Annotated in this window: 19 protein-coding genes and 1 other RNA gene; 16 read left to right on the forward strand and 4 right to left on the reverse strand. The window is 58.9% G+C overall.

Annotated elements, in window-relative coordinates:
* Positions 1 to 2: 2 nt before the first annotated feature.
* The 14 genes from BLV11_RS01175 to BLV11_RS01240 all read left to right on the forward strand — a co-directional run bounded on the left by BLV11_RS01175 (position 3) and on the right by BLV11_RS01240 (position 15819).
* Positions 3 to 1799: a hypothetical protein gene (locus tag BLV11_RS01175; protein ID WP_091811113.1), complete on the forward strand. Its 1797-nt coding sequence runs from the start codon at positions 3 to 5 to the stop codon at positions 1797 to 1799.
* Positions 1786 to 4650, forward strand: coding sequence for a tetratricopeptide repeat protein (locus BLV11_RS01180; RefSeq protein WP_175528247.1), 2865 nt, complete (start codon positions 1786 to 1788; stop codon positions 4648 to 4650). Before BLV11_RS01175 ends, BLV11_RS01180 begins: the two co-directional genes overlap by 14 nt.
* Complete coding sequence (locus BLV11_RS01185; RefSeq protein WP_091811115.1) at positions 4631 to 5485, forward strand: tetratricopeptide repeat protein; 855 nt, start codon at positions 4631 to 4633, stop codon at positions 5483 to 5485. Before BLV11_RS01180 ends, BLV11_RS01185 begins: the two co-directional genes overlap by 20 nt.
* Before the next feature lie 10 nt (positions 5486 to 5495).
* Positions 5496 to 5816: a hypothetical protein gene (locus BLV11_RS01190; RefSeq protein ID WP_217634504.1), complete on the forward strand. Its 321-nt coding sequence runs from the start codon at positions 5496 to 5498 to the stop codon at positions 5814 to 5816.
* 42 nt (positions 5817 to 5858) lie between these two features.
* On the forward strand, positions 5859 to 6524 hold the full coding sequence (locus BLV11_RS01195) for a MotA/TolQ/ExbB proton channel family protein (RefSeq protein WP_091811116.1): 666 nt from the start codon (positions 5859 to 5861) through the stop codon (positions 6522 to 6524).
* A gap of 21 nt (positions 6525 to 6545) precedes the next feature.
* Complete coding sequence (locus BLV11_RS01200; RefSeq protein ID WP_091811117.1) at positions 6546 to 7073, forward strand: ExbD/TolR family protein; 528 nt, start codon at positions 6546 to 6548, stop codon at positions 7071 to 7073.
* Positions 7070 to 7579 (forward strand): ExbD/TolR family protein, encoded by a 510-nt coding sequence (locus BLV11_RS01205; RefSeq protein ID WP_091811118.1) that lies wholly within the window; start codon positions 7070 to 7072, stop codon positions 7577 to 7579. Before BLV11_RS01200 ends, BLV11_RS01205 begins: the two co-directional genes overlap by 4 nt.
* 13 nt (positions 7580 to 7592) lie before the next feature.
* Positions 7593 to 8552 (forward strand): AgmX/PglI C-terminal domain-containing protein, encoded by a 960-nt coding sequence (locus BLV11_RS01210; protein WP_091811119.1) that lies wholly within the window; start codon positions 7593 to 7595, stop codon positions 8550 to 8552.
* Positions 8553 to 8624: 72 nt separating this feature from the next.
* Complete coding sequence (locus BLV11_RS01215) at positions 8625 to 11528, forward strand: PD40 domain-containing protein (RefSeq protein WP_139173189.1); 2904 nt, start codon at positions 8625 to 8627, stop codon at positions 11526 to 11528.
* Between the two features lie 29 nt (positions 11529 to 11557).
* Entirely contained in the window at positions 11558 to 12247 is a 690-nt protein-coding gene (locus tag BLV11_RS01220; protein ID WP_091811121.1) for a hypothetical protein, read from the forward strand.
* A 463-nt stretch (positions 12248 to 12710) separates the two neighbouring features.
* Positions 12711 to 13040, forward strand: a complete 330-nt coding sequence (locus BLV11_RS01225; RefSeq protein WP_217634505.1) for a hypothetical protein — start codon at positions 12711 to 12713, stop codon at positions 13038 to 13040.
* 175 nt (positions 13041 to 13215) lie between these two features.
* A complete protein-coding gene (locus BLV11_RS01230) occupies positions 13216 to 13884 on the forward strand; it encodes a 2OG-Fe(II) oxygenase (RefSeq protein ID WP_091811122.1) in 669 nt (222 codons plus the stop codon).
* 72 nt (positions 13885 to 13956) lie between these two features.
* Positions 13957 to 14652, forward strand: coding sequence for a hypothetical protein (locus tag BLV11_RS01235; protein WP_091811123.1), 696 nt, complete (start codon positions 13957 to 13959; stop codon positions 14650 to 14652).
* A 138-nt stretch (positions 14653 to 14790) separates the two neighbouring features.
* Positions 14791 to 15819 (forward strand): sterol desaturase family protein, encoded by a 1029-nt coding sequence (locus tag BLV11_RS01240; RefSeq protein ID WP_091811124.1) that lies wholly within the window; start codon positions 14791 to 14793, stop codon positions 15817 to 15819.
* Positions 15820 to 15899: 80 nt separating this feature from the next.
* Here the strand turns inward: BLV11_RS01240 and BLV11_RS01245 are convergent, their stop codons facing one another.
* Complete coding sequence (locus BLV11_RS01245; protein WP_245725885.1) at positions 15900 to 16838, reverse strand: endonuclease; 939 nt, start codon at positions 16836 to 16838, stop codon at positions 15900 to 15902.
* A gap of 394 nt (positions 16839 to 17232) precedes the next feature.
* Between BLV11_RS01245 and BLV11_RS18385 the strand changes: the two genes are divergently transcribed.
* Together BLV11_RS18385 and BLV11_RS01255 are read left to right on the forward strand one after the other, a co-directional pair.
* Positions 17233 to 17850, forward strand: coding sequence for a hypothetical protein (locus tag BLV11_RS18385; RefSeq protein ID WP_217634506.1), 618 nt, complete (start codon positions 17233 to 17235; stop codon positions 17848 to 17850).
* Between the two features lie 78 nt (positions 17851 to 17928).
* Positions 17929 to 18582, forward strand: coding sequence for an alpha/beta hydrolase (locus tag BLV11_RS01255; RefSeq protein ID WP_091811125.1), 654 nt, complete (start codon positions 17929 to 17931; stop codon positions 18580 to 18582).
* A 159-nt stretch (positions 18583 to 18741) separates the two neighbouring features.
* On the opposite strand, the gene ssrA is transcribed toward BLV11_RS01255, so the two are convergent.
* From ssrA to smpB, 3 genes are all read right to left on the reverse strand, one after another.
* Positions 18742 to 19109, reverse strand: a transfer-messenger RNA (tmRNA) gene (gene ssrA / locus BLV11_RS01260).
* An 82-nt stretch (positions 19110 to 19191) separates the two neighbouring features.
* Complete coding sequence (locus BLV11_RS01265; protein WP_091811126.1) at positions 19192 to 20610, reverse strand: WS/DGAT/MGAT family O-acyltransferase; 1419 nt, start codon at positions 20608 to 20610, stop codon at positions 19192 to 19194.
* 156 nt (positions 20611 to 20766) lie between these two features.
* Positions 20767 to 21252, reverse strand: coding sequence for an SsrA-binding protein SmpB (gene smpB, locus BLV11_RS01270; RefSeq protein ID WP_091811127.1), 486 nt, complete (start codon positions 21250 to 21252; stop codon positions 20767 to 20769).
* Positions 21253 to 21413: the final 161 nt, after the last annotated feature.

Below are 21413 nucleotides of genomic sequence, written 5' to 3' on the forward strand. Positions count from 1 at the left end.
GCATGAGCAGGATTCGGGCAGCAATTCGCAACTCCAGGGTCGTTCCCTGGCTGGCCCTGGGGCTGGCGGGAGCCATGGCGTTGACCCCACCATTGGTGGCGGCGTCATCAGAAGTGAAGGATCTCAAGTACGGTGCCGTGCTGTACGAGTTCTATCAGCAGAACTATTTCGAGACCCTGGTGGAGTATGCCTACGCCGAGGAAATGGGCGGTATCGTGGGCCATGGCACCTACCCGGAGCTGCTCAAGGGCGGCGTCAGTCTGTCCTATGGTCTGGATGCCCAGGCCGAGGCGATTTTTGCCCGGGTAGCCGAAGGCAATGTATCGGACGAAGACCGCAACCGGGCCTGGTTCTATCTGGGCAAGATGCAGTACCTGCGCGGGGATGCCGAACGGGCGGCCCGCAATCTGGCCCAGGTCAGCGGCCCGATGCCGGATCAGCTTGATGCCGAATACCGGTATCTGGCGGCGCTGGTGAACATTCGTCTGGGGTATTACGAAGCCGGGGAAAACGTGGCCCGGACCATCGACGCCGACAGCCCCTTTGCGCCCTATTTTCACTTCAATCTCGGCATCGCCTACGGCAAGCAGCAGCGCTTCGAGCTCGCAACGGCGGCACTGAGCGACGTGGTTGCGGCTGAAGATGACAGTGCTGAATTGCAGCGACTGGCTGACCGGGCGCGGATGGCCTTGTCGTACCTGTACGCCGAAATGGACGACCTTGCGCGTTCCGAACAGCAGCTGGTTCAGGTGCGTACCCATGGGGCCTATTCCAACCGGGGCTTGCTGGGCGCCAGTTGGCTGGCGGTCAATGGCGGTGAGTTCCGCAAAGCGCTGGCTCCGCTGGGTGCGCTGGGCGAGCGCTCCATTGCCCTGCCCGAAGTTCAGGAAGCCTTGTTGCTCAAACCCCATGTTTACGAACAGATGGGGCTCGACGGTCGTGCGGCTCGAGGCTTTATCGAGGCCGATGCCAAGTACCGCGAGGCCCTGGCGTGGCTTGCATCTGCCCGCGAGTCGCTGCAACAGGCCGACGTGATGGAGCTGTTTGTCCGCAACCTGGATCAGGTGTTGGGTGAGAGTGACTGGTTTGGCCAGGCGCCGGCGGTTTCGGTCAACCACCTGTCGCCGTTTCTGGTCGAGCTGATGTCAGACCACAGTTTCCAGTCGGTGCTCAAGGATCTGCGCGATCTTTACGCCATCCGCAATAACCTTGAATCCTGGCAGAGCAAGCACGATGACTTTGCCGTCATTCTGGAGGCCCGCGGTGAGTCGCTGGAGGGCGGCACACGTCGGGAATCGCTGTCGGATTTTGCCCACCGCGCGGAATCGGCGATGGCTGAATACGATGCTCTGGTACAGCGGGCCGCGACCCTGCCTGAAGAGGACCAGGAGCATATCCAGTGGATGCTGGAAGGGCTGGCCTCTGATCTGGAGCGTTCTGAAACCATGGTCGGCGGGTTGCAGGGTGCGGCAGCGGTTGATCGAGGCACTGGGGTTTATGGCAACAGCGTACGCGCCATGCTGGCGACGGTGGATGCCGAATATGAGCGCACCGCCACACTCATCGAGGAACTGGAAGGCGTCATGCTGACGCTGGTGTCCACCGAACTGGATATTCATGAGCAGCGACTGAAGCATTACCAGGTCGAGGCCCAGCTGGCGAAAGTGCGTATTCTCGACCGTTCGCTGCTGAACCTGGACGGTTCCGAATCGGCGCCGGCGGAATCCGCTGATGCCACGGTCAGTGCCTCGTTTGAACACCCGCAAGACGCAACCGGGGAGACTGATGATGCGATCTAATACGGTCATGACCAGTCTGCTGCTGGCCTCATTGTTGGGTGGCTGCAGTGCCTTCAATAACACCACGACCATTGCCCGTTTGCAGGGCCAGAATGAAGACCTGACCGATCTGCCGCTGCCTCAGGTGATGCACGCCGACGTGCGGGAAGAGTATCGGCAGCTGCTGCAGATTATCGAAGACCGCGAGCTGCAGGAGCAGATCGAGCGTCGTATTGCCAGCGTGTACATGATGGAAGCCGATTACAACCAGCTGGTGGGCGTGCTTCCTGGCGATGACGGCTACTTCCCCGAGGCCATCGAGGCCTATCACCAGATTCTGACCAAGTATCCGGACAACGCGGACAACGCGGAAGCGCTGTATCAGCTGGCCAAGGCCTATGACCTGGATGGCCGGGACACGGAGGCGCTCGAGATTCTCAATCGTTTCATTGTCGACCATCCCCATTCCGGACGGCTGGCGGAGGTCTATTTCCGCAAGGGCGATATCCATTTCCGCCACGAACAGTATGAAGATGCGGAAAGTGCCTACCGGTCTGTGGTGGCACTGGGAGCCGAGCCGTCGTTCCTGAACAACTCCTGGTACCTGCTGGGCTGGGCCCAGTACAAGCTGAGCGACTACGACAACAGCCTGTTGTCCCTGTCCCAGGTGCTGGATCGTCTGGTACCGGCCAATGGCCGGGTTGAAGAACTGGATAACGTCAACCGCTCGCTGGTGGACGACACCCTGCGCATCATGAGTATCGGCCTGGCCCATGCCGGCGGTGCGGCCAAGATCTCCAGCATGTTTGATGCCCGTCCGCAAAGTGCCAAGTACACCTGGATTCTCTATTCAAGCCTGGGCCAGCACTTCCTGGAGAAGGAGCGGTTTGAGGATTCCGCAGAATCGTTCCGCGCCTTCGTCGCCCAGAATCCGGATTCCGAACGGGCACCGGAAATGCACGCGGAGATGATTCGCGCCTATGTGGATGGCGAGTTTTCCCAGCAGGTGCTGGCGGAGAAGGAAAGCTACGTGCGCAGCTATGGCATCCGCTCGGAGTTCTGGCAGCAGCAGGACGCTGAGGCCCGCGGTCGGGTGATGCCGAACCTGAAAATCTATATCGACGAACTGGCCCGGCACTACCACGCCACGGGGCAGCGTCTGAAACGTGAACTGGCCGAGGCCACCGAACTTGCCGCCAGCCCCGACGTCATGGCCAGCGAGATGCAAGTCAGCTTCCTCAAGGCGGCGGCCTTCTACGGTGAATTCGAGGACACCTTCCCGAGTGACCCGAGAGTGCCGGAAATGGTGTTCATGAGCGCCGAGGCATCCTTCGATGGTGAGGATTACCCCAATGCCATCAAGGGGTACGAGCGCACCGCCTACGAGTTCCGCGACCCCGAACACGGTGCCGATGCCGGTTACGCCGCCATCATCGGCTACCAGAAAGAGCTGGAGCAGTTACTCGCCAGCGCCGGTGACGGATCCGAACGGGTCAATCAGTGGCGCGCTCTGGGCGTCGACAGCCAGCTGCGCTTTGTTCAGGAATACCGAGAGGATGAGCGTTCCGGAGCGGTACTGGCGAAGGCTGCGGAAGAAATGTTCGAACTGGGTCGTTACCAGCAGGCACTGGAAATCGCGACCTCTGTGGTCAGCCGCGACGGCGAGATTGATCCGGCGCTGAACCGCACCGCCTATGGCGTGATTGCCCACTGCCAGTACGAACTGGGTAACTTCCCGGCGGCCGAGCAGGGATACCGTGACCAGCTGGCCTACATCCCGGCGGGTAGTGACGATGCGAAACAGGTGACCGAGCGGATGGCGGTGTCCATCTACAAACAGGGTGAGCTGGCGCTGGCGGCCGAGGATCTGGACGGCGCGGTTACCCAGTTCCTGCGTATCAAGCGGGCAGCACCCCGCAGCGATGTGCGGGTGATCGCCCAGTTTGACGCTGCCACCCACCTGATGACCCTTGAGTACTGGGAGCGGGCGCTCAACGAAATGAACGAGCTGTTGCAGCTGTTCCCGAACCATCGGCTGTCGCGTCAGTTGCCGGCAAAGATTGCCTACGCCTACGAGCAGGACGAGCAGTGGATGAACGCTGCCCGGGCCTACGAGGCGATTTACAACGATAGTGGTGCGCCAGCTGACGAACGCCGTGACGCCCTGTTCCTGTCCGCCGAAATGTATGAAAAGGCCGGTGAGGACATGCAGGCGTTGGCGTACTTCAAGAAGTGGGCATTTGACTACGAACAGCCGTTCGATACCCGGATGGAGGCCCGTTACCACATTGCTTACCTGTATAAGCGCCACGACGACCTTAACCGTCATCTGTATTGGCTGCGCCGGGTGATCGATGGTCACGACAAGGCCCCGTCCGACTGGCAAAGCGATCGTTCCGCCTGGCTGGCTGCCTGGGCCAACAACGAGTACGGCGATTATTGGCGCATTGAATTCAACCGGGTTCGGTTACGGGCCCCGCTGAACGTCAGTATTCCGCGTAAGAACGAGAAGCTGAAGAATGCCCTGGACCGTTACCAGATGGCTGCGGGATACCAGATCGCCGATCAGACCACCCGGGCCACGTTCAACATTGCCGATCTCTACGGCCAGTTCGCCAGTGAACTGATGAACGCGCCCCGACCGCCGGGGCTGAGCCCGCTGGAAGCGGCCCAGTACGAGATTGTGTTGGAAGAACAGGCGATTCCCTTTGAGGACCTGGCGATCGAGGTCCACCAGGCCAACATCGAGCGGTCCTGGAGTGGAGTATTCAATCAGTGGGTCGAGAAGAGCTTTGCCTCCATGGCAGAGCTGAACCCGGCCCGATACGGCAAACAGGAAGTACAGGTGGCTTATGGCGATGGTATCCGTTAACCCGATCCGCACAGCAGGTATGGTAGCGATCCTGTTGGTCTCAGGCTGTGCCTCGCTGTCGAATTTCGCTCCCGGGTTGGGGGCTTCATCTGGCCGTGCGGAGCTGACTGAGGTGGGGGCGCCGTCGGGTGCAACTGCGGCGCCGGCGCCAATCACCGAAGGTGGCGCGCCGCTGCCACGGCAGGACTACACCCGTGCTGGAGAGAAGATTGCCTACCAGCCACAACCTAATCCTTACAGCGGTGTGCAAACCCCGGTTCCGGCGGAGGCCACCGCGGCATTCCGTGCGGCTCAGGCCCTGTTGGATGCGGAGCAGTATCGTGACGCCCGGATCGCGTTCCGGCAGATGACCCGGGATTACCCGACGCTTTCTGGCCCCTGGGTCAAGCTGGGTGAGATTGCCGACAAACGGGAGTATCCGGAAAAGGCTGAAGAAGCCTACCGCAAAGCCATCGAGGTGAATCCTGACAACATCAATGCCTACCTGGCACTGGCGCTGCACCTGCGTCGCAAGGGCAGCTTTGCTGCGGCCGAGCAGGCCTACATTGACGTACTGACACTGTGGAAAGACTGCCCACCGGCACACCTGAACCTGGCGATTTTGTACGACCTGTACCTGAATCGCCCGGAGCTGGCCCAGCCTCATTACGAAGCCTACGACTTCCTCACCGGAGGCGATAACCCGGAGGTGGAAAACTGGCTGGTGGAAGTGCGCCGTCGCACCGGCATCGAGACCAGTTTTATCGATCAGCCACCCGAGCTGCCCGAGCCCACACCGGCGACCCCGGTGGCGGCGGAGCAGGGGGTTGCGCCGGAACCATCCGATAAAGGCTAGGAGAACTCTCATGAAACAGAAGACACTATGGCCGCCCCTGAAGGCGGCCATGGTCGGGGCCCTTTTGTCCCTGACTTGCGGTCATCCGGCGTTTGCCCAAGAGGGAATCGACCTCGAAAGCACCTTCGTCGGAGACCGGGAACAGCCCTCGGTCAGTTACTTCATTCCCTGGAAGCCACCCGAGGGCCCCGGGAAGCTCTACCGCTCGATCACCTCGGTGTCGGGCAAGGTTTTTGATGTTGTGGACCGGGATGTCCACGCGCGAACCATGCAGTTCTACGATGAACTGTCGCTGGAGGAGCCCATGGGGGGCTTCGGCCAGGCCAATTAACCAGACCTAATAAACCCGTTAAACCGCTGTGGGGTATCGACCATGAATTTCTACACAACCATTGTTTCTTTTTTCCAGGAAGGCGGCGCCTTCATGTATCCGATCGCCCTGGTGCTGATCGTCGGCCTGGCCATCGCTGTTGAGCGCTGGGTATTTCTCAAGCGTGCCCTGGTGGCCAACAAGAGTGCTTACGGTGAACTGCTGCCACTGGTCAGCAGCAAGGACTACGACAAGGCCGAGAAAGTGGCTCAGGACAACAGCTCTGCCATTGGCCGCCTGATGTCCGTTGCGCTCGACACCATGCGTTCCTCACCCCGCCGCGACGACATCCACGCCGCCATGCAGGAAGGTGTGATGGAAACCATTCCGCGTCTGTCCAAGCGCACCAACTACCTGTCGATCCTGGCTAACGTCTCCACCCTGCTGGGGCTGCTGGGCACCATTATTGGTCTGATTGCGGCTTTCACCGCGGTTGCCAATGCCGATCCCGCAGATAAGGCCACCCTGTTGTCCCAGTCCATCTCTGTGGCCATGAACACCACGGCATTTGGTCTGATTGCCGCCATTCCGCTGCTGTTGATCCATTCCCTGCTGCAGAACAAGACCCTGGAAATCGTGGAAAGCGTTGAGATGGCCGGTGTGAAGTTCCTCAACTCGATCATCCGTGGCAACCCGGCTGCTGTTGCTACCCGTGAGTCCGACGCCTGATAACTACCGTGTGGTGAAACTATGTTTTCTAACCGAAGAGAACAGGAAGAGGCCGACATCGACATCACCGCGTTCATGAATCTCATGATCGTATTGGTGCCGGTGCTGCTGATGAGCATGGTGTTCAATCACATTGCCGTCCTCGAGCTGAACCTGCCGGACCTGACCGGATCCCAGACCGCCAGTGCGGAGCAGAACCGCCAGCTGGAAGTGGTGGTGCGGGAATCGGCGATCGAGGTCTATTACCCCAGCGGTAACCTGGTGAAAACCATTGCTAACCTGGAGGCGGAGGACGGTCGTGCCGATCAGCACGATTACGAGACCCTGTCCAAGGTTTTGCAGGAAATCAAACGCCAGCTGGTTGCCAAATCCATCGACAAGCGCGATGCCCTGCTGCTGTCGGAAGCCGGTGTGACCTATCAGTCGCTGGTCTCCACCATGGATACCCTGCGCATGGCGAAGACGGTGGTGGTCGCCGACGCGGTCGATGTGGAGCTGTTCCCGGAGATTTCCCTGGGTGATGCCCCCGGCAAGCGAGGTGACTCATGAGCCTGAAACCCATGTCGTTTACCTTGCAGAGCAGCAACCAGCACCGTCACCTGATGAAGCCGGCCAAGCTCAATCTGGTGTCGTTGATGGACATCTTTACCATTCTGGTGTTCTTCCTGCTGCTGAACTCCGGCAGCAACCAGATCCTCAAGGTCAATGATGTCACCCTGCCGGATTCCACGGCCCAGGAACAGCCGAAGGAAACCATCACGGTGCTGATCACCGACGAGCACATCCTGGTGGATGGCCGGCCTGTGGCGGATATGGTCGATGTCGTCAATGGCAACGGTCTGATCGACGGGCTGACCGAGGAGCTTACGTTCCTGGCGTCCAAGCGCACCGAACTGACCGAGGAAGAAAAGGCCATTGGTCGTGCGGCCACGATCCTGGGTGACCAGACCATTCCCTATGAGATTCTCAAGCGGGTCATGCTGACCTGTGCGAAGTCGGACTACCGGGATATTTCCCTGGCGGTCTCGAGGATCTCGTCGAGTGGCGGCGCGTAACGGAGGACTCTGAATGACTACATTGACTGCAACTCCGTACGATTTTGCGCTGCCCTGGGACTCCAGTGAGGTTGAGGATTCCCGCTTCAAACGGATTCTCAAGCGGCTGCTGTTGCTGCTGTTGCTGTTTGCCCTGGTGTTTCCATGGCTGCCGCTGCCCGAGATTGACCGGGCGGAAGAAGAGCGGGTGCCCCCGGCGCTGGCCAAGGTACTGATCGAACAGCGCACGGTGGCACCGCCACCGCCACCGCCGCCACCCCCCGAGCCCGTGGAACAGGAAACCGCCGAGGTTCCGACCCCGGAGCCGACGCCCGCTCCGCCCGCCCCCCAGCGTGAGGTGCAGGCGGCACGGGAGCGGGTGTCCACCATGGGTGTGGCAGCGTTCTCCAGTGAATTGTCGTCACTGCGCAGTTCGCTGAACGTGGCCCAATTACAGGCTCGTAACACCAACGTTCAGACCGGCTCTGCCGCCCGGGCGGCCCGCAATGTGCTGGGCGCTCAGTCGGCAACGGCCACCAGTGGCGGCGTGAACAGCTCGGTCATGAACGACAGCGGCTCCGGCACACAGCTGGCGGCTCATTCGTCCACGGCTGTGGATAGCCCCATCGGCGGTGCTGGTGGTACCGGAACCGGTGTTGGCGGCCAGGGCAGTGGTGGGGGCTCCAATCGTTCCACCGTCTCTGGTGGTCGCGATATGGAATCCATCCGCCGGGTGTTCGAGCAGCATAAAGGGGCCATTTACGCGCTCTATAACCGGGCACTGCGCAGCAATGCCAGTCTCAAGGGCAAGTTCGTGTTTCACATCGTGATTGAACCGGATGGTCACATCTCGGACATCAGTCTGGTTGATAGCGAACTGAGTGACCAGACCCTGGAGATGAAGCTGCTGGCGCGGATCCAGATGATCTCGTTTGGTCCCGAAGATGTGGCGGCAACGCCGGTTAACTATAAATTCGATTTTCTCCCTGGCTGAGGAATCGGCAACCGCCAGCATGGATGCCGGCGGTTGCAGTGACTCGTGTCGTGAAGGTGTTGGAGGTAGGTCATGAGCACATCAAGGAATCCATGGTTGCAGCTGGGACTGGCAGGTATCGTTCTGCTGGGCCTGAGTGGCTGTTTTGAGGGCGAACGCAGCGAAAGTGAGGAAGCCATCGCATCTGACAGGCCCTTTGCCTATGTGGTCCGGGACTTTCCGGCCATGGGAGAGACCTCCAGTGTCGATGACCGGCCACCGCTGGACCCTCGTGCTCCCTACCAGTTCAATCCTGGCGCCCGGATCATGGTGCGCGACCGGATTGCCCTCAATACCTCTGAACGGGACATCATGGCGGACTACTTCGGGGGCGCTGGCTATGACGTCAAGGACGTAGACATCGCGCCGGATGGCGAGCGGATGGTGTTCGCGGCCCACGGGCCTGCGGCCGGGGCGACCTGGAACATCTTTGAATACACCTTTGGCAGCGGCCAGGTCCGGCGTATCTTCGCTGCCGACGAGGTCGCCAACCTGGGTAACGACACCAACCCGGCCTACACCAATGAAGGCCGTATTGTGTTTTCGTCCGACCGTCAGGCAGGGCGTGGCGACTGGCGACTGCTCGACCTGCGGGAATATCTGGCGGATTTTGCCGAACCCGCCTCACTGCTGCATACGGTCAACCCGGATGGGACCGGGCTGGCGCAAATCAGCTTTGGCGAGTTTCACGACATCGAACCCAGCACCATGGACGATGGCCAGATCGTGTTTATCCGCTTTGGCCGGCTTTACGAGACTCTTGAGGACTGCACCCTCGATCAGATCGATGACCCCAATTTCAATACCCACCCCCATGGCGGTGGCTACGGTCAGGGCAACGGGAATGGCTTCCCGTCCGGTCTGGAGGAACCCAAGGACTGGACCGAGGCGGACAAGTGCGGTGCCTCGCTGGAAGGAGAAACCGCCGGTGAGCGAGTGTTTGTGGAGGATGTGTTCAGCCTCTACCGGATTACCCCCAGTGGCGGCAACATGCACCGCTACTTTGGCAGTCTGAGTGAAGAGTTCAGCGACGCCTCCTTTATTCACTACATGGATCCGATCCCGCTGCCGGATGGCAACCTGGTTACGATCATGCGCCACATCTACAACCCGATCTACGGTGGTGATGTGGTCAAGATCAACAGCAAGAATTTCTTTGCGGTGGACTTCCCGATTGATGAATCGGTGATCGGCGAAGCCGAGGAGTCGATGACGCCGGGGCTGGTCAATTTCTATCCCAACCAGGTGTCGCCCTCTGGCTGGTACAGTGCGGTTGCGCCCTACGGTGACGGCAGCGGCCGGCTGCTGGCGGCCTGGGCCCAGTGCCTCACCGTTGATGGCGGCAATATTGCCGAGGCCTGCGAAGGGGCCTCTACAGTGGACAACCTGGGCGACCCGCAGTTCGGGGTGTGGATGATTGATCCGGACACCAACACCCGGTTGCCGGTGGTGCGCAGTGACCGTCAGTCGCTGTACACCGATGTGGTCATCGGTAACCGTAATGACCAGGCTGAGCCGTACAGCGGCACCCGAAACGACCTGAACTTGGAAGAGAACACGGCGGTGTTCCATATTCGCAGTATCTATGATCTCGACGGTGCCGACATGGCTGAGCCTGACGGCGGTATTGTGACGTTGCGCGATCCCAGCCTGACCCACCCCAATGACCGTTCCGAGCGTTTTATCCGGGTGTTGGGCAAGCGCAGCATTCCGGCGGAACTGGAACAGTTGATTCTCACCGATCCGGTTTGGAATCCGGAATCCGGTCCGCGCCCACCGATGGGTCTGGTGCCCATGCTGGGTTCCGGCGGCCGTGGCCTGTTTGATGTGCTGTCCTACTCCATGGTGGAGCCGGACGGTTCGGCCATGGTGAAAGTGCCGGCGGAGACCGAACTCACCTTCGAGGTGGTCAACCGCTATGGCAAGCGCGTCGACCTGATTGCCGAACCCGGTTACAACTACAATTACCTGATCCAGCACCCGACCAAACTGTTGCTCGAGAACGGTGAGGAACTGCGCTGCTATGGCTGCCACGATCCGGAAGTGGATATTCCCCATGCCCGTACCGATGTGGAGCTGGCTTCGGCCAACCCCGGTGCGCCCGGTGATGCCATGCCATTTCCCAACGCCAACCCGGCCATCGTTGCGTTCAAGTGGCAGGACACCATGGCCCAGGCGCTGGCGGAATCCCTCGGTTACCTGACCTCCACCGGCGGCGATACCCTGGCCTTTGAGGATCACTGGGGCAATCCGCCGGATGACGGCCTGAGCTTCAGCATCGGCTACTCCGAGCTGACCACTCCGGCGCCGGTGGCGGATGCTTCGTGCCTCACCGACTGGCGCCCGGACTGCAAGGCCACCATTAACTATATGGAGCATATCCAGCCAATCTGGGAAGCCTGCCGGATCGACCCGGTCAGCAATGACACGGTGTCTTGCCAGGGCTGTCACCGGGCGGCGGAATCCCGGGTCTGTGCTGCCGCTGGTGGTGGCGGTGGCGCCAGCACCAATCTGTTGCTGGGGCGGGGCAATTCGTCGTGGGACGACCGGCAGCCGGAGTCCTACGTGCAGTTGTTCGAGCCGGATTACTACCTCAAGCAGGGTGCTGACGGTGACTGGGTCGAAGTCACCGATCCGGACACCCAGTGCCCGGATGGTATTCAGGGGGATATGACGGTGCTGCCAGACCCTGGTGTCTGCTTCAGTCGCCGTCTGATGAGTGGTCGTGGTGCCATCGCCAGCGCCCGCTTCTTCACCCTGTTCGACCAGGACCCGGACGATAACGCTTATGAAGTCGAACTGCCGGGCACCGACGCCATCCGCCAAAGCCACATGGGCCTGTTGAGTCAGGCAGAACTGCGCCTGCTTGCCGAGTGGCTCGATGCCGGCGCCCATTACTACAACGATCCGGACAAGCTGGAGTTCCCGACCCCGTAAGGGGCGGGCCCGGATGAGGAACCCATGCCATGACTCTGCTCATGCAACCTTCTGACAGCATCAACCTGGACAGCTACGCCACCCCCAACCTGGAACTCGAACGCCAGGGCTGGGGGGTGCCGGATCCGGCCGACTGGATTGTCGACAGCAAATTCCGCCAGACCGACGGCCGACGCCGCATCAGCACCCTTTATAAGCGTTTCAATCGCCACTACCTGGCTATTCGCCGTCAGCATCGTCAGCGTTCCTTGCCGGAGCAGGTGATTGATCTGAGCTTTATCGAACGCGAACCCCGGGAAATCAGGGACGATCGCCTGTGGCTCTGGGCGCTGGCGGTGATGTGTTTGCTGGCGCCATCACTGGTGTATTACCTCACGCCTTATCTGCCGTTGTGGGGGGCACCGCCTGTGGCTCTGGGGCTATTGATGATGGCCATGGCCTGGCGCGGGCGGACGCACGATTACCAGTATCTGGCACTGCATACAGACACGGTGGTGTTCACCGTCGATGGCCGCCTGCCGGAACAGAGCAAGGTGACGGCGTTTATTGAAGAGCTGGGAGCCGCCATTGATACCGCCCAGAAATCCCTGCCTGAAGGCCGGGCACGCATTCCCCTGGCGGTGACGGAAATGCGCCGGCTGTGCCAGGCGGGGATCATTACCGACGACGACTATGAGGCGGCCAAGGGCCGCTGGTTCTCGCCAAGCGCCCTTGATTAACAGAGGTTCACCTGACTATCAGCCGGGCATAACCGCTGATGCAGTAACTTGCTGCCGCGTCGGGAACGGTGAGCTGGCTTCATGGATTTTTGGGCGGGTGTGTCAGGCCTGACCCTGACCCTCGATCATCCCGACGGAATTGCTCCGCCTACACAACCCTGTGCCGCCACTGGACCCTTAGCATGGTTTCACCCATGCCTAACAGGCCATTCGGGGTGGCGATTTGTTAAAAATTTAAAAAGATACGAATTCTTACTCAGTTTCAATTGAAGGCGCTCTTTACCTGACGCTATTCTTGTGGTGAAGCTTACGGATAGGTAATGCCGAAGGCCAACGGGCATTCATGGGTGTTGCTGAATGGTTCATGAACTGCGTAAGGAAATGCTCTGGTACCGGTGAGCACCCGGGCTGGAAGCTGTAGACGAGGAAGTTACGCCTCTTCGCCAAATTAAGGAGATTTTGAATGTTCAAGAAGATGTTGGCATTTTGTTCCCTGGTCCTGTTGTTCAGTACAACGGCGTCTGCTTTCGACGGCTATGTAGAAGTCACCAATAATACCGGATACGACATCTACTACCTGTATGTCAGTAATGAACACAGCGATGAATGGGAAGAAGACGTACTGGGTGATGACATCCTGGCTGATGGCGAAACCGTACGCGTAACGGTCCGCAAGCAGAAGTCTTCAGTATTCGACATTCGTGCCGAAGACGAAGATGGCGATACCTACACCATCTGGGATCTCGACATTGCCCGTCGCGACCTGGTCCTGACTCTGGACCACCTAGACTGATCGCGTGTTGTATCCTCGAAAAGGCGCCTTGAAGGCGCCTTTTCTGTTTCTGGCGATTCCATTCTCACATCCCCCCGGAAAATTGTGCTTGCCCTGATCGGGGTTTCGTCTTATTAAGCTGGAATTGATCCGGCCGATTCCCGGCGGGCCTCCTGCTCAGGTAAGACAGACAAACGTGGTAGCACTCAAACTTCCGGACCGTCATAGCGGGGAAGGGGACGTTCCCCATCTCTACGAAGCCATTGCCAGTGATCTGCTGAACAAAGGTTACAGCATCAATATCGGTGCGTTGCCGGAGGCGCTGACGGAGGCCTTATGGCAGCAGGTCCAGAGCCTTTCACAGCAGGAATTCAGCGCAGCGGGTATCGGCCGAGATAAAGGCCACATGGTCAACAACTTTGTCCGAAGCGATGAAATCAGCTGGATCACCGGCGAGACAGACACCGGCAGCCGTTGGCTGGATTGGGCGGCGCAGCTTCAGGCCTATCTGAACCGCCGCTTGCTGCTGGGGTTGTTTTCCTTCGAGAGTCATTATGCCCACTATGCCCGGGGCGACTTTTATAAGAAACATCTCGATGCTTTCAAGGGGCAGGCCAATCGCACCCTGTCACTGGTGGTCTATCTGAACCCGGGCTGGCAGCCGGAGGATGGTGGCGAGCTGGTCCTGTATACCGGCGATGATGGTCACAAATTGCAAGTAACGCCGGGCTTCGGCACGGTCGTTGCGTTTCTCAGTGAGGAGTTTCCTCACGAAGTGCTGCCGGCACAACGGGACCGCTATTCCATAGCCGGCTGGTTCCGGGTTAACACCACCAATTCTGCAAAGGTCGATCCGCCCGCCTGAGTGCTCTCCGCGACGACCGGCTATGCTGGATAAAAAGCGCTTCGCCGGATACCGCGAGCGGGGAGGCAGGTTATGGCCCGAATCAACGCCGGGGCGGACTCTGGCCTACCTTTATGGTGGCTGGCACTGGCGGCCGCCCTGCTGCCGATGATCACTATCCACCTTACCTATCTGGTGTCGGCGCTGGAAGGGTTTGTCGACTGGTGTCTGCCGTATCTGCAGAGTTGCACCAGTATCAGCCGTACCGGGCGTCACGGCAGCGCCTATTTCATCTTCAAAGGGGCCATGCTGCCGGCGGCAGTGGCCGGGCTGTTGTTCTGGTGGCTGAACCCCCGCTGGTTAAGGCATCTGGGGGCTGATTCTGAACGGCTGGGGTGGCTTACCCTGCTGGGGGTGGTGGCCTGCCTGGCCCTGGTGCTCTACACGCTGGCCCTGGGCCATGCTGGTGATGGTTTCCGGTTGCTGCGGCGAACGGGTGTGGTGTTGTATTTCTCCCTCACGTTTCTGGCCCAGTTGCTCCTCAGCGGCGCCCTCTGTGATGTGCCCGGGTGGCAGACTCAGGGGCGCCGGTTACGGAGTCTCTGTCTGCTGACCCTGACGGTTGCCATGGCTACGGTGGTGTTGCAGGCGGCGGCTTACGATTTCTACCAGAGCATCGAGGACGGTTTTGAGTGGTGCATAGCGCTGCTGCTGAACCTTCATGCGTTGTGGGTGGCACTGCTTTGGCGCCGGAGTCATTTTCGTGCCGTCTTGCGGGTGGCGGGGTAGATGTGATCGTACGGTTGGTCGTTAATTAAACGATTGTAAAAATGATTGATTTGCATTTACAATGACGAACTTTTCCATTTCGGGGTGATGAATGGCCGCCGCCTTCATTGCTCTGCGTAGTTTGTGCAGGTAATCCTCATGGATGTGTGGGCCACTCTGGTCAGTTCACTCGATGCCACCGTAATTGAACCGGTCACCAGGAAGTTCCTCGGGATTTTTGATCTCAACGGACGCTTTGGTGTGCTGTTCCTCGCTATCTCCTACCTCACGGCGCTGGCACTTTACCTGCACCGAAAACACAGCGGCAGAACCGATGCCAACAGCTTCTGGCAATTCCTGGGGGGTAATCGGGTGCATTTCCATCGCTCGGCGCTGGTGGACTACCAGTATTACTTCCTGAGGGCCGTTCTCAAGGTTGTCTGCGTACTGCCGGTGGTTGCGATTGTGGATCCCTACATTCTCCAGTCGGGAGATTATGTGGCCTTCTTCACCAACCTGTGGGGTGCCCGTCCACAGTTGGGGGAAAACCTCGGGCTGATGATGCTCTACGGCCTCGGTGTATTTCTGGTGGGGGACTTCGTGCATTACTGGATTCACCGGGCCTTCCATTCCCGGTGGTTGTGGGAATTCCACAAGGTTCACCACTCTGCCGCCGTCCTGGTGCCAGCGACTGCGAGCCGTATCCATTTTGTTGAAAAAATCGCCGAAAAAATCGCCGGTGGGTTCATGATCGGGCTTTTTGCCGGCATTTTCTACTACCTGTGCGGCGGTGAGGTCAGTCGTTACACCCTCTTCGGTGTGACCTATCTGGTGTTCATCTTCAACGGCCTGGCGGCCAACCTTCGCCACAGTCATGTCTGGCTGTCCTTCGGTCCGCGGATTGAGTGGCTGATTAACAGCCCGGCCCAGCACCAGATCCATCACAGCGATGCGCCTCGCCACTTCAACAAAAATTTTGGCACTAACCTGTCGGTATGGGATTGGATGTTTGGCACCCTCTACGTCACCCGTTCGCAACCGGAAGCGATCACTTTCGGCGTGGGTGATGCAGGCAACCGTGAGTACCAGTCCCTACGCAGCCTGGTGTTTCGTCCGTTCCTGGTAGTTGGGCGTCGCCTGTGGCAATGGACGGTTCTCAGGCTGGCCGCAGGCAGACAGCGTGCGTGATGGCGGGCATCGGTGCCCGGTGACCATGAACAACAGAGTGCCGTTACGCGACTGAAGAGCCGCCGTGCCGTGGGGAGGGGCTAGCTCCGGCAATTGCCGGCCCGGCGATAACCGGCCGCTTCGGCTTCCTGGGCATCGCGGAATTCAACGCGGTTCTGAGGTGCCACCCGCTCATAGCTCGGGCAGATGCCGGGCAGATGGTAGACGCGGCTGTTGCTGTTGCCGCGGGCCGGAAGCTCGTCGGTGTCATTGGCCGCCACCACCAGTGTCGATGTCTCTGGCAGGCCGTCAGCGACATTGCGGTGGCCCAGGTTCCAGCTGCGTTCGCCGGTGATGAACGGGTTGTGATGGCCCATCACCGCAGCAATCCGGTTGTCCCGCTCCCGCTCCCAGTTTGTCACCGGGAACTGGCGGTGCCAGGCCAGAAATAGCTGCTGCTGTTGGCGGCTCATGGTCAGGTTGTAGCGGTCGTGGATGTAGAAGTAGGTTCGCGCAATCTGCCCCTTGACCTCATCCCGGGGCTCAACCATGCGTGCGCTGAAGGCCACCTGGGTATCGCACTGTCCATATTGCGCCGGTTGTTCTGCCAGTTCTCCGAAGCGATAGTTGCTGCGGTCGCCGTTTACCTCGCCAATGGCTGGGGTCAGGTTGTGCATGTCCGCTTCCATGATCTCGAACAGGGCGTCATTAGCGGCACAGTTGCGGCGACCGCCCTCTTGCCAGCACTGGCGCTGGTGTCCCATCACCCAGGCAGGTACGACATGTTCCCACTCAATCCGCGCGGCCCGGTTGACCTGTTTACGCACCTGATAACCACAGGAGGCTGCATCGACCTGGCCCCCGGATTCGCCAACCCAGCGCCATTGGCAGCCACAGTAGAATGAACCCTCGGCGGACTGGTTCTGGTCATGGTAGACCTGCTCCCGCATCAGCTCTTTGGCCTGGCGGAACGAGGATGGCTGTGCCAGTACCGGCAGGGTGAGGGCAAACGACAGCAGAATAATCAGGGCGCGGGTCAACGTCACAGGAAGTCCTTGGCAAAAAATTGCTTGTGAGCAAAAGTTTGCCCGATTTATCCGCGCAGGACTGTAAGATCTTGTAATTATGGCCTTTCATGCCAGTTGGGCAGGGCGCGTGCAGCACTGGCAAGTGGCGTGCAGACATCCGGTGGTCGTGATTTCAGGGGCTTTCTGGGGTTGGTTTTTTTAAAAAAGTTACAGAATCTTGCCCTGTTTCCATTGAAGAGTGTCCGCCACTGCCTCTATCCTTCGTGTGAAACTTTATTCATGGTAATCCTCAGCCTATCTGGGATTACCAAGGTTTAGATCGAGGAAATATCCGCTTCAGATCGACCCTGGAACGGATGTTTTAACTGAGGGGTTACGGTTCCTCTCCAATTATAGGGAGATATCGATGTTCAAGAAGATGTTGGCACTCAGTGCTCTGCTGCTAATGATCAGCTCAAAGGTCGTTGCGTTTGATGGTTATGTGGAAGTCACCAACAATACCGGTTACGACATTTACTACCTCTACGTCAGTAACGAAGAACGGGACGACTGGGAAGAGGATGTTCTCGGTGATGACGTCCTCATGGATGGAGACACCATCCGGGTAAACCTGCGTAAGCAGCCGTCGCCAGTTTTTGATATCCGCGCGGAAGACGAAGATGGCGACACCTACACGGTCTGGGGGTTGAATGTTGCCAAGCGGGATCTGGTGTTGACCCTGGATCACCTCGATTCTGCCAATGAGCCGAGTGGCGACTTCGACGGCTATGTGGAAGTCACCAACAATACCGGTTACGACATTTACTACCTCTACGTCAGTAACGAGGAGCGGGACGACTGGGGCGAGGACGTTCTCGGTGATGATATTCTCACCGATGGCGAAACGGTTCGGGTCACCGTCCGTGATGAGGCGTCTTCGGTTTTCGACATCCGTGCAGAAGACGAAGATGGCGATACCTACACCATCTGGGATCTCGACATCTCCCGTCGTGATCTGGAGCTGACGCTGGACGATCTGGATTGATTGGGTGTCCAACGTTTAAAAAGGCGCCGCGATGGCGCCTTTTTTGTGAATAGTCTGGAAAGACCAACAGGAGAACCTGTGACAGCACTGAACTTCCTGCAAATCGACACGGGTGAAAACCCGGGAACGACCATTATCTGGCTACACGGCCTTGGTGCGAACGGTCATGATTTTGAACCCGTGGTCCCCGAGTTTGCGTTCGCAAAGGCGCGGCCGGTTCGTTTTCTGTTCCCCCATGCCCCCGACCTGCCCGTGACCATTAATGGCGGAATGGTGATGCCTGCCTGGTACGACATTCTGGCTATGGATATTGACCGCAAGGTAGATGTCGATCAGTTGCGGCTATCCGCCCATCGGGTGGCGGCACTGATCCAGGCTGAAAGAGAGCGGGGCGTCGCCAGTGAGAACATCATCCTGGGGGGCTTTTCCCAGGGCGGAGCAGTGGCTTATGAGCTGGCGCTCAGCTACCCCGAGCCTCTCGGTGGGCTGTTTGCGCTTTCAACCTATTTCGCCACGGCGGATTCCATCAAGCTGCATGAAGCCAACCGCAACCTCCCCATTTTTATCGGTCACGGCAGCGTTGATCCGGTAGTCCCGGAAGCGCTAGGGCAGGCGGCTTTAGAGAAGTTGCAGGCGCTGGGTTATGAGCCAGAGTACCATGGCTATTACATGGAACACAGCCTGTGCATGGAGGAAATCAGGGACTTGGACCGCTTTTGGAGCAGGGGGTAAGGGCGTCGGTGTTGCTGCCGTAACATGGATTGGTTCCCGCTAGGCGCTGGGTGGGTTGTCCATCACGAAGGATGCAGCCGCAGTACTGACGTTTAGGGCCAAACTCAAGATCCAGAAACGAAAAAAGCCCCTGAAATCAGGGGCTTTTTTGCAGTTGTTTGGTGGAGACGGCGGGAATTGAACCCGCGTCCGCCAGCACTCTGCCTTGAGGTCTACATGTTTAGCATCCTTCTATTCGTTTAACCTCAAACGACCCGAAGGTCAGGGTGTAAGAGGCGATCTCTTTAAATCTTAGCCGTTAAACAGTGAGATCTGAGTAACGGAGCATCCTATTAGCGATGACGTCCTGGGATGTAGCTACTGAGTTATAGGCATCTCAGCCAGGACGACTGGCAGGCCCTTAGGCCGCCAGTGCGTAGTTTTCGTCGTTTGCGACTATTAAATTGCAGCTTTTGATTTACGAGATTGGCTGCCATCTCGACATGCACCCAAGGGTTCGCCACCAGCGTCGAAGCCATGTCGTCCCCTCTTAACTGAAGTATATGGGGCCTGCTCCCGGGACTTCAAGGGAAAAGTGACGATTTTTTGTCACTGCATGTGACCATTCGTTTACCCGGCCACCAGGGTCATCCGTTGCTCTGGGGGCCGGCCGGCCAGTGCCAGCAGTTGATCGAAGCTCTCATGGAAGTGATCCATGATCGCCTGGGGATCGGCGGGGATGCTCCGGTCAACGGTAATGCCGAACTGAACGGTGTTGGCGTAACTGAAAATACTCATGCCAATACCGATATTGCCGCTTTGTGGTACCCAGAACATGGGTTGGGCCAGCTTGACGCCCGCCAGGTAAACCGGTTCTTTGGGGCCGGGGACGTTGGTGAGTACCGCCGAGGCCTTATGGCTGAGCATGTTGAGCGCGCGGCGTTCGAGCATATCCGGGCCGCGCCCGAACAGGTCCAGAAGGCTGTAGGTGACCTGAGCCTGGTAGGAACGTTTGAGACGGTTCATGTTCTCCCGGGTCTGGCGAAAGCGCATGACTGGGCAGTGGACGTCGACCGGAAGGGGCACCAGCACCAGGCCAAACTGGTTGCCGAGGTCGGCAATTGGTCGGTTCAGTGGTCTCAGGTTGAACGGGACCGCGACCCGAATGCCACAATCGGGAATGGGCTCGCCGGTATCCTTGAAATGTTTATGCAGGGCGCCACTGGCGACACTGAGTAATACGTCATTGACCGTGCCCTTGAGGATGCGGGCGCAGCGTTTGACCTCGGACAGGTCCAGGGGCTCGGCCCATGCGACCTGCTTGCGGCCGCTCAGCGGGCGCTTCAGGGAGGTGTCCGGTTCTTCCCGGGCAAACCCCAGCTTGATGCAATCCACCGCGACATCACTGGCAGTGGCCGCGAGCTTCAGTGGATAGCCGGGGTCTTTCTCCACCGATTGCAGGAACAGACGGGCTTGCTCAAGGGCCGCGTGGCCGCTGTTACGAATACGGTCGATGGATTGGCGCCAGCTGCTCGTCTGCGGATGGGCCGCGGGCCGCAAGGGTGTCAGGGTGTGTACCTTGGGCTCGGGGGTGTTGTCGGTGAGGGACAGCAATACTCGCACCAGGGAAATGCCGTCGGCGATGCAATGGTGAATCCTTACCAGCAGGGCGCACCCGCCGTTGTAGTGTTCGATATAATGCAGCTGCCAAAGCGGCCGGTTGAAATCCAGGGCGGTGCTGTTCAGGTCGCTGACCAGTTCCTGCAGGTCGTTCTGGTTGCCGCTGCCGGGCAGGGCGATGTGGTGGATATGGTTGTCGATGTTGAACAGCGGGTCGTCTTCCCAGTAGGTCCGATCCCCCTGTGTGACTACACGCTGACGGAAACGACGATAGCTGAGGAAGCGATCGGTCAACAGGCGTTTGAGGCGTTTCATCGGGATGGCCTGCTCAAAACAGAGCACCGCCGAGATCATCATGGGGTTTTCAACGGATTCCATGCGCAGCCAGGATCGATCGACGGCTGTCATGGCAGTTCTGTGAGGTTGCATTCGTCCCTCCCTCATGTCCGTGAGTGAGAGCTGTGGCGTTCTAAGACGACTGCAGGATGTGCTCAAAAAACGCGCTACCGCCCGGGTAAGCTTCGAGTATAGGCCGGTTAAACGCGTTCCGAAAGAGAGTGCAGATACTAACTAAATTAACGATCGTTAAGACGTGGTGGCGTCTCTCATAATCCGTTGTTTTTGCCGGTTCCAGTCCCGTTCTTTCTCGGTTGCACGCTTGTCGAACAGCTTTTTGCCTTTCACCAGGGCGATTTCGCACTTGACCCGGTTGTTTTTCCAGTACAGCGCCAGCGGAATGCAGGTGTGACCCGCCTGGTTGACCTGGCCGAGGATGCGTGCGATTTCCTTGGCGTGCAGCAGCAGCTTGCGGGTTCGGGTCGGGTCCGCGATAACGTGGGTCGAGGCCGTATTCAGCGGAGTGATATGGGCACCGAGTAGCCAGGCTTCACCATCTTTTAACAAAACGTAGGCGTCGGTCAGCTGTCCTTTACCGGCACGGAGGGATTTGACTTCCCAGCCCAGCAGCGCAACACCCGCCTCGAAGCGTTCTTCGATGTGGTATTCGTGCTTGGCCTTTTTGTTCAGTGCGATGGTGTTGCTGGCGTTGCCCGGCTTGTTCTTCTTGCTCATCTATGCGGACCCGGTGGTACAGGAGGGTTTCGCGGACCCGGAAAGACGTCGGGTTCCACGCGGACGAAACCGGCATTGTAGCTCAGGAGTGGCGGGCGGGTCACGAAAACGCCGTTGCCCTTTGGGGATGGCGTGAGTTTGGCGGAAGATTGGGTACAATA

Origin of the sequence: Marinobacter mobilis (assembly GCF_900106945.1) — a bacterium.
In the GTDB taxonomy this organism is placed as follows: domain Bacteria; phylum Pseudomonadota; class Gammaproteobacteria; order Pseudomonadales; family Oleiphilaceae; genus Marinobacter; species Marinobacter mobilis.

Excerpts from the sequence above, each read along its gene's own strand:
- BLV11_RS01175 (WP_091811113.1), top strand. The coding sequence starts at position 3 with ATGAGCAGGATTCGGGCAGCAATTCGCAACTCCAGGGTCGTTCCCTGG.
- BLV11_RS01180 (WP_175528247.1), top strand. The coding sequence starts at position 1,786 with ATGATGCGATCTAATACGGTCATGACCAGTCTGCTGCTGGCCTCATTG.
- BLV11_RS01185 (WP_091811115.1), top strand. The coding sequence starts at position 4,631 with ATGGCGATGGTATCCGTTAACCCGATCCGCACAGCAGGTATGGTAGCG.
- BLV11_RS01190 (WP_217634504.1), top strand. The coding sequence starts at position 5,496 with ATGAAACAGAAGACACTATGGCCGCCCCTGAAGGCGGCCATGGTCGGG.
- BLV11_RS01195 (WP_091811116.1), top strand. The coding sequence starts at position 5,859 with ATGAATTTCTACACAACCATTGTTTCTTTTTTCCAGGAAGGCGGCGCC.
- BLV11_RS01200 (WP_091811117.1), top strand. The coding sequence starts at position 6,546 with ATGTTTTCTAACCGAAGAGAACAGGAAGAGGCCGACATCGACATCACC.
- BLV11_RS01205 (WP_091811118.1), top strand. The coding sequence starts at position 7,070 with ATGAGCCTGAAACCCATGTCGTTTACCTTGCAGAGCAGCAACCAGCAC.
- BLV11_RS01210 (WP_091811119.1), top strand. The coding sequence starts at position 7,593 with ATGACTACATTGACTGCAACTCCGTACGATTTTGCGCTGCCCTGGGAC.
- BLV11_RS01215 (WP_139173189.1), top strand. The coding sequence starts at position 8,625 with ATGAGCACATCAAGGAATCCATGGTTGCAGCTGGGACTGGCAGGTATC.
- BLV11_RS01220 (WP_091811121.1), top strand. The coding sequence starts at position 11,558 with ATGACTCTGCTCATGCAACCTTCTGACAGCATCAACCTGGACAGCTAC.
- BLV11_RS01225 (WP_217634505.1), top strand. The coding sequence starts at position 12,711 with ATGTTCAAGAAGATGTTGGCATTTTGTTCCCTGGTCCTGTTGTTCAGT.
- BLV11_RS01235 (WP_091811123.1), top strand. The coding sequence starts at position 13,957 with ATGGCCCGAATCAACGCCGGGGCGGACTCTGGCCTACCTTTATGGTGG.
- BLV11_RS01240 (WP_091811124.1), top strand. The coding sequence starts at position 14,791 with ATGGATGTGTGGGCCACTCTGGTCAGTTCACTCGATGCCACCGTAATT.
- BLV11_RS18385 (WP_217634506.1), top strand. The coding sequence starts at position 17,233 with ATGTTCAAGAAGATGTTGGCACTCAGTGCTCTGCTGCTAATGATCAGC.
- BLV11_RS01265 (WP_091811126.1), bottom strand. The coding sequence starts at position 20,610 with ATGCAACCTCACAGAACTGCCATGACAGCCGTCGATCGATCCTGGCTG.
- smpB (WP_091811127.1), bottom strand. The coding sequence starts at position 21,252 with ATGAGCAAGAAGAACAAGCCGGGCAACGCCAGCAACACCATCGCACTG.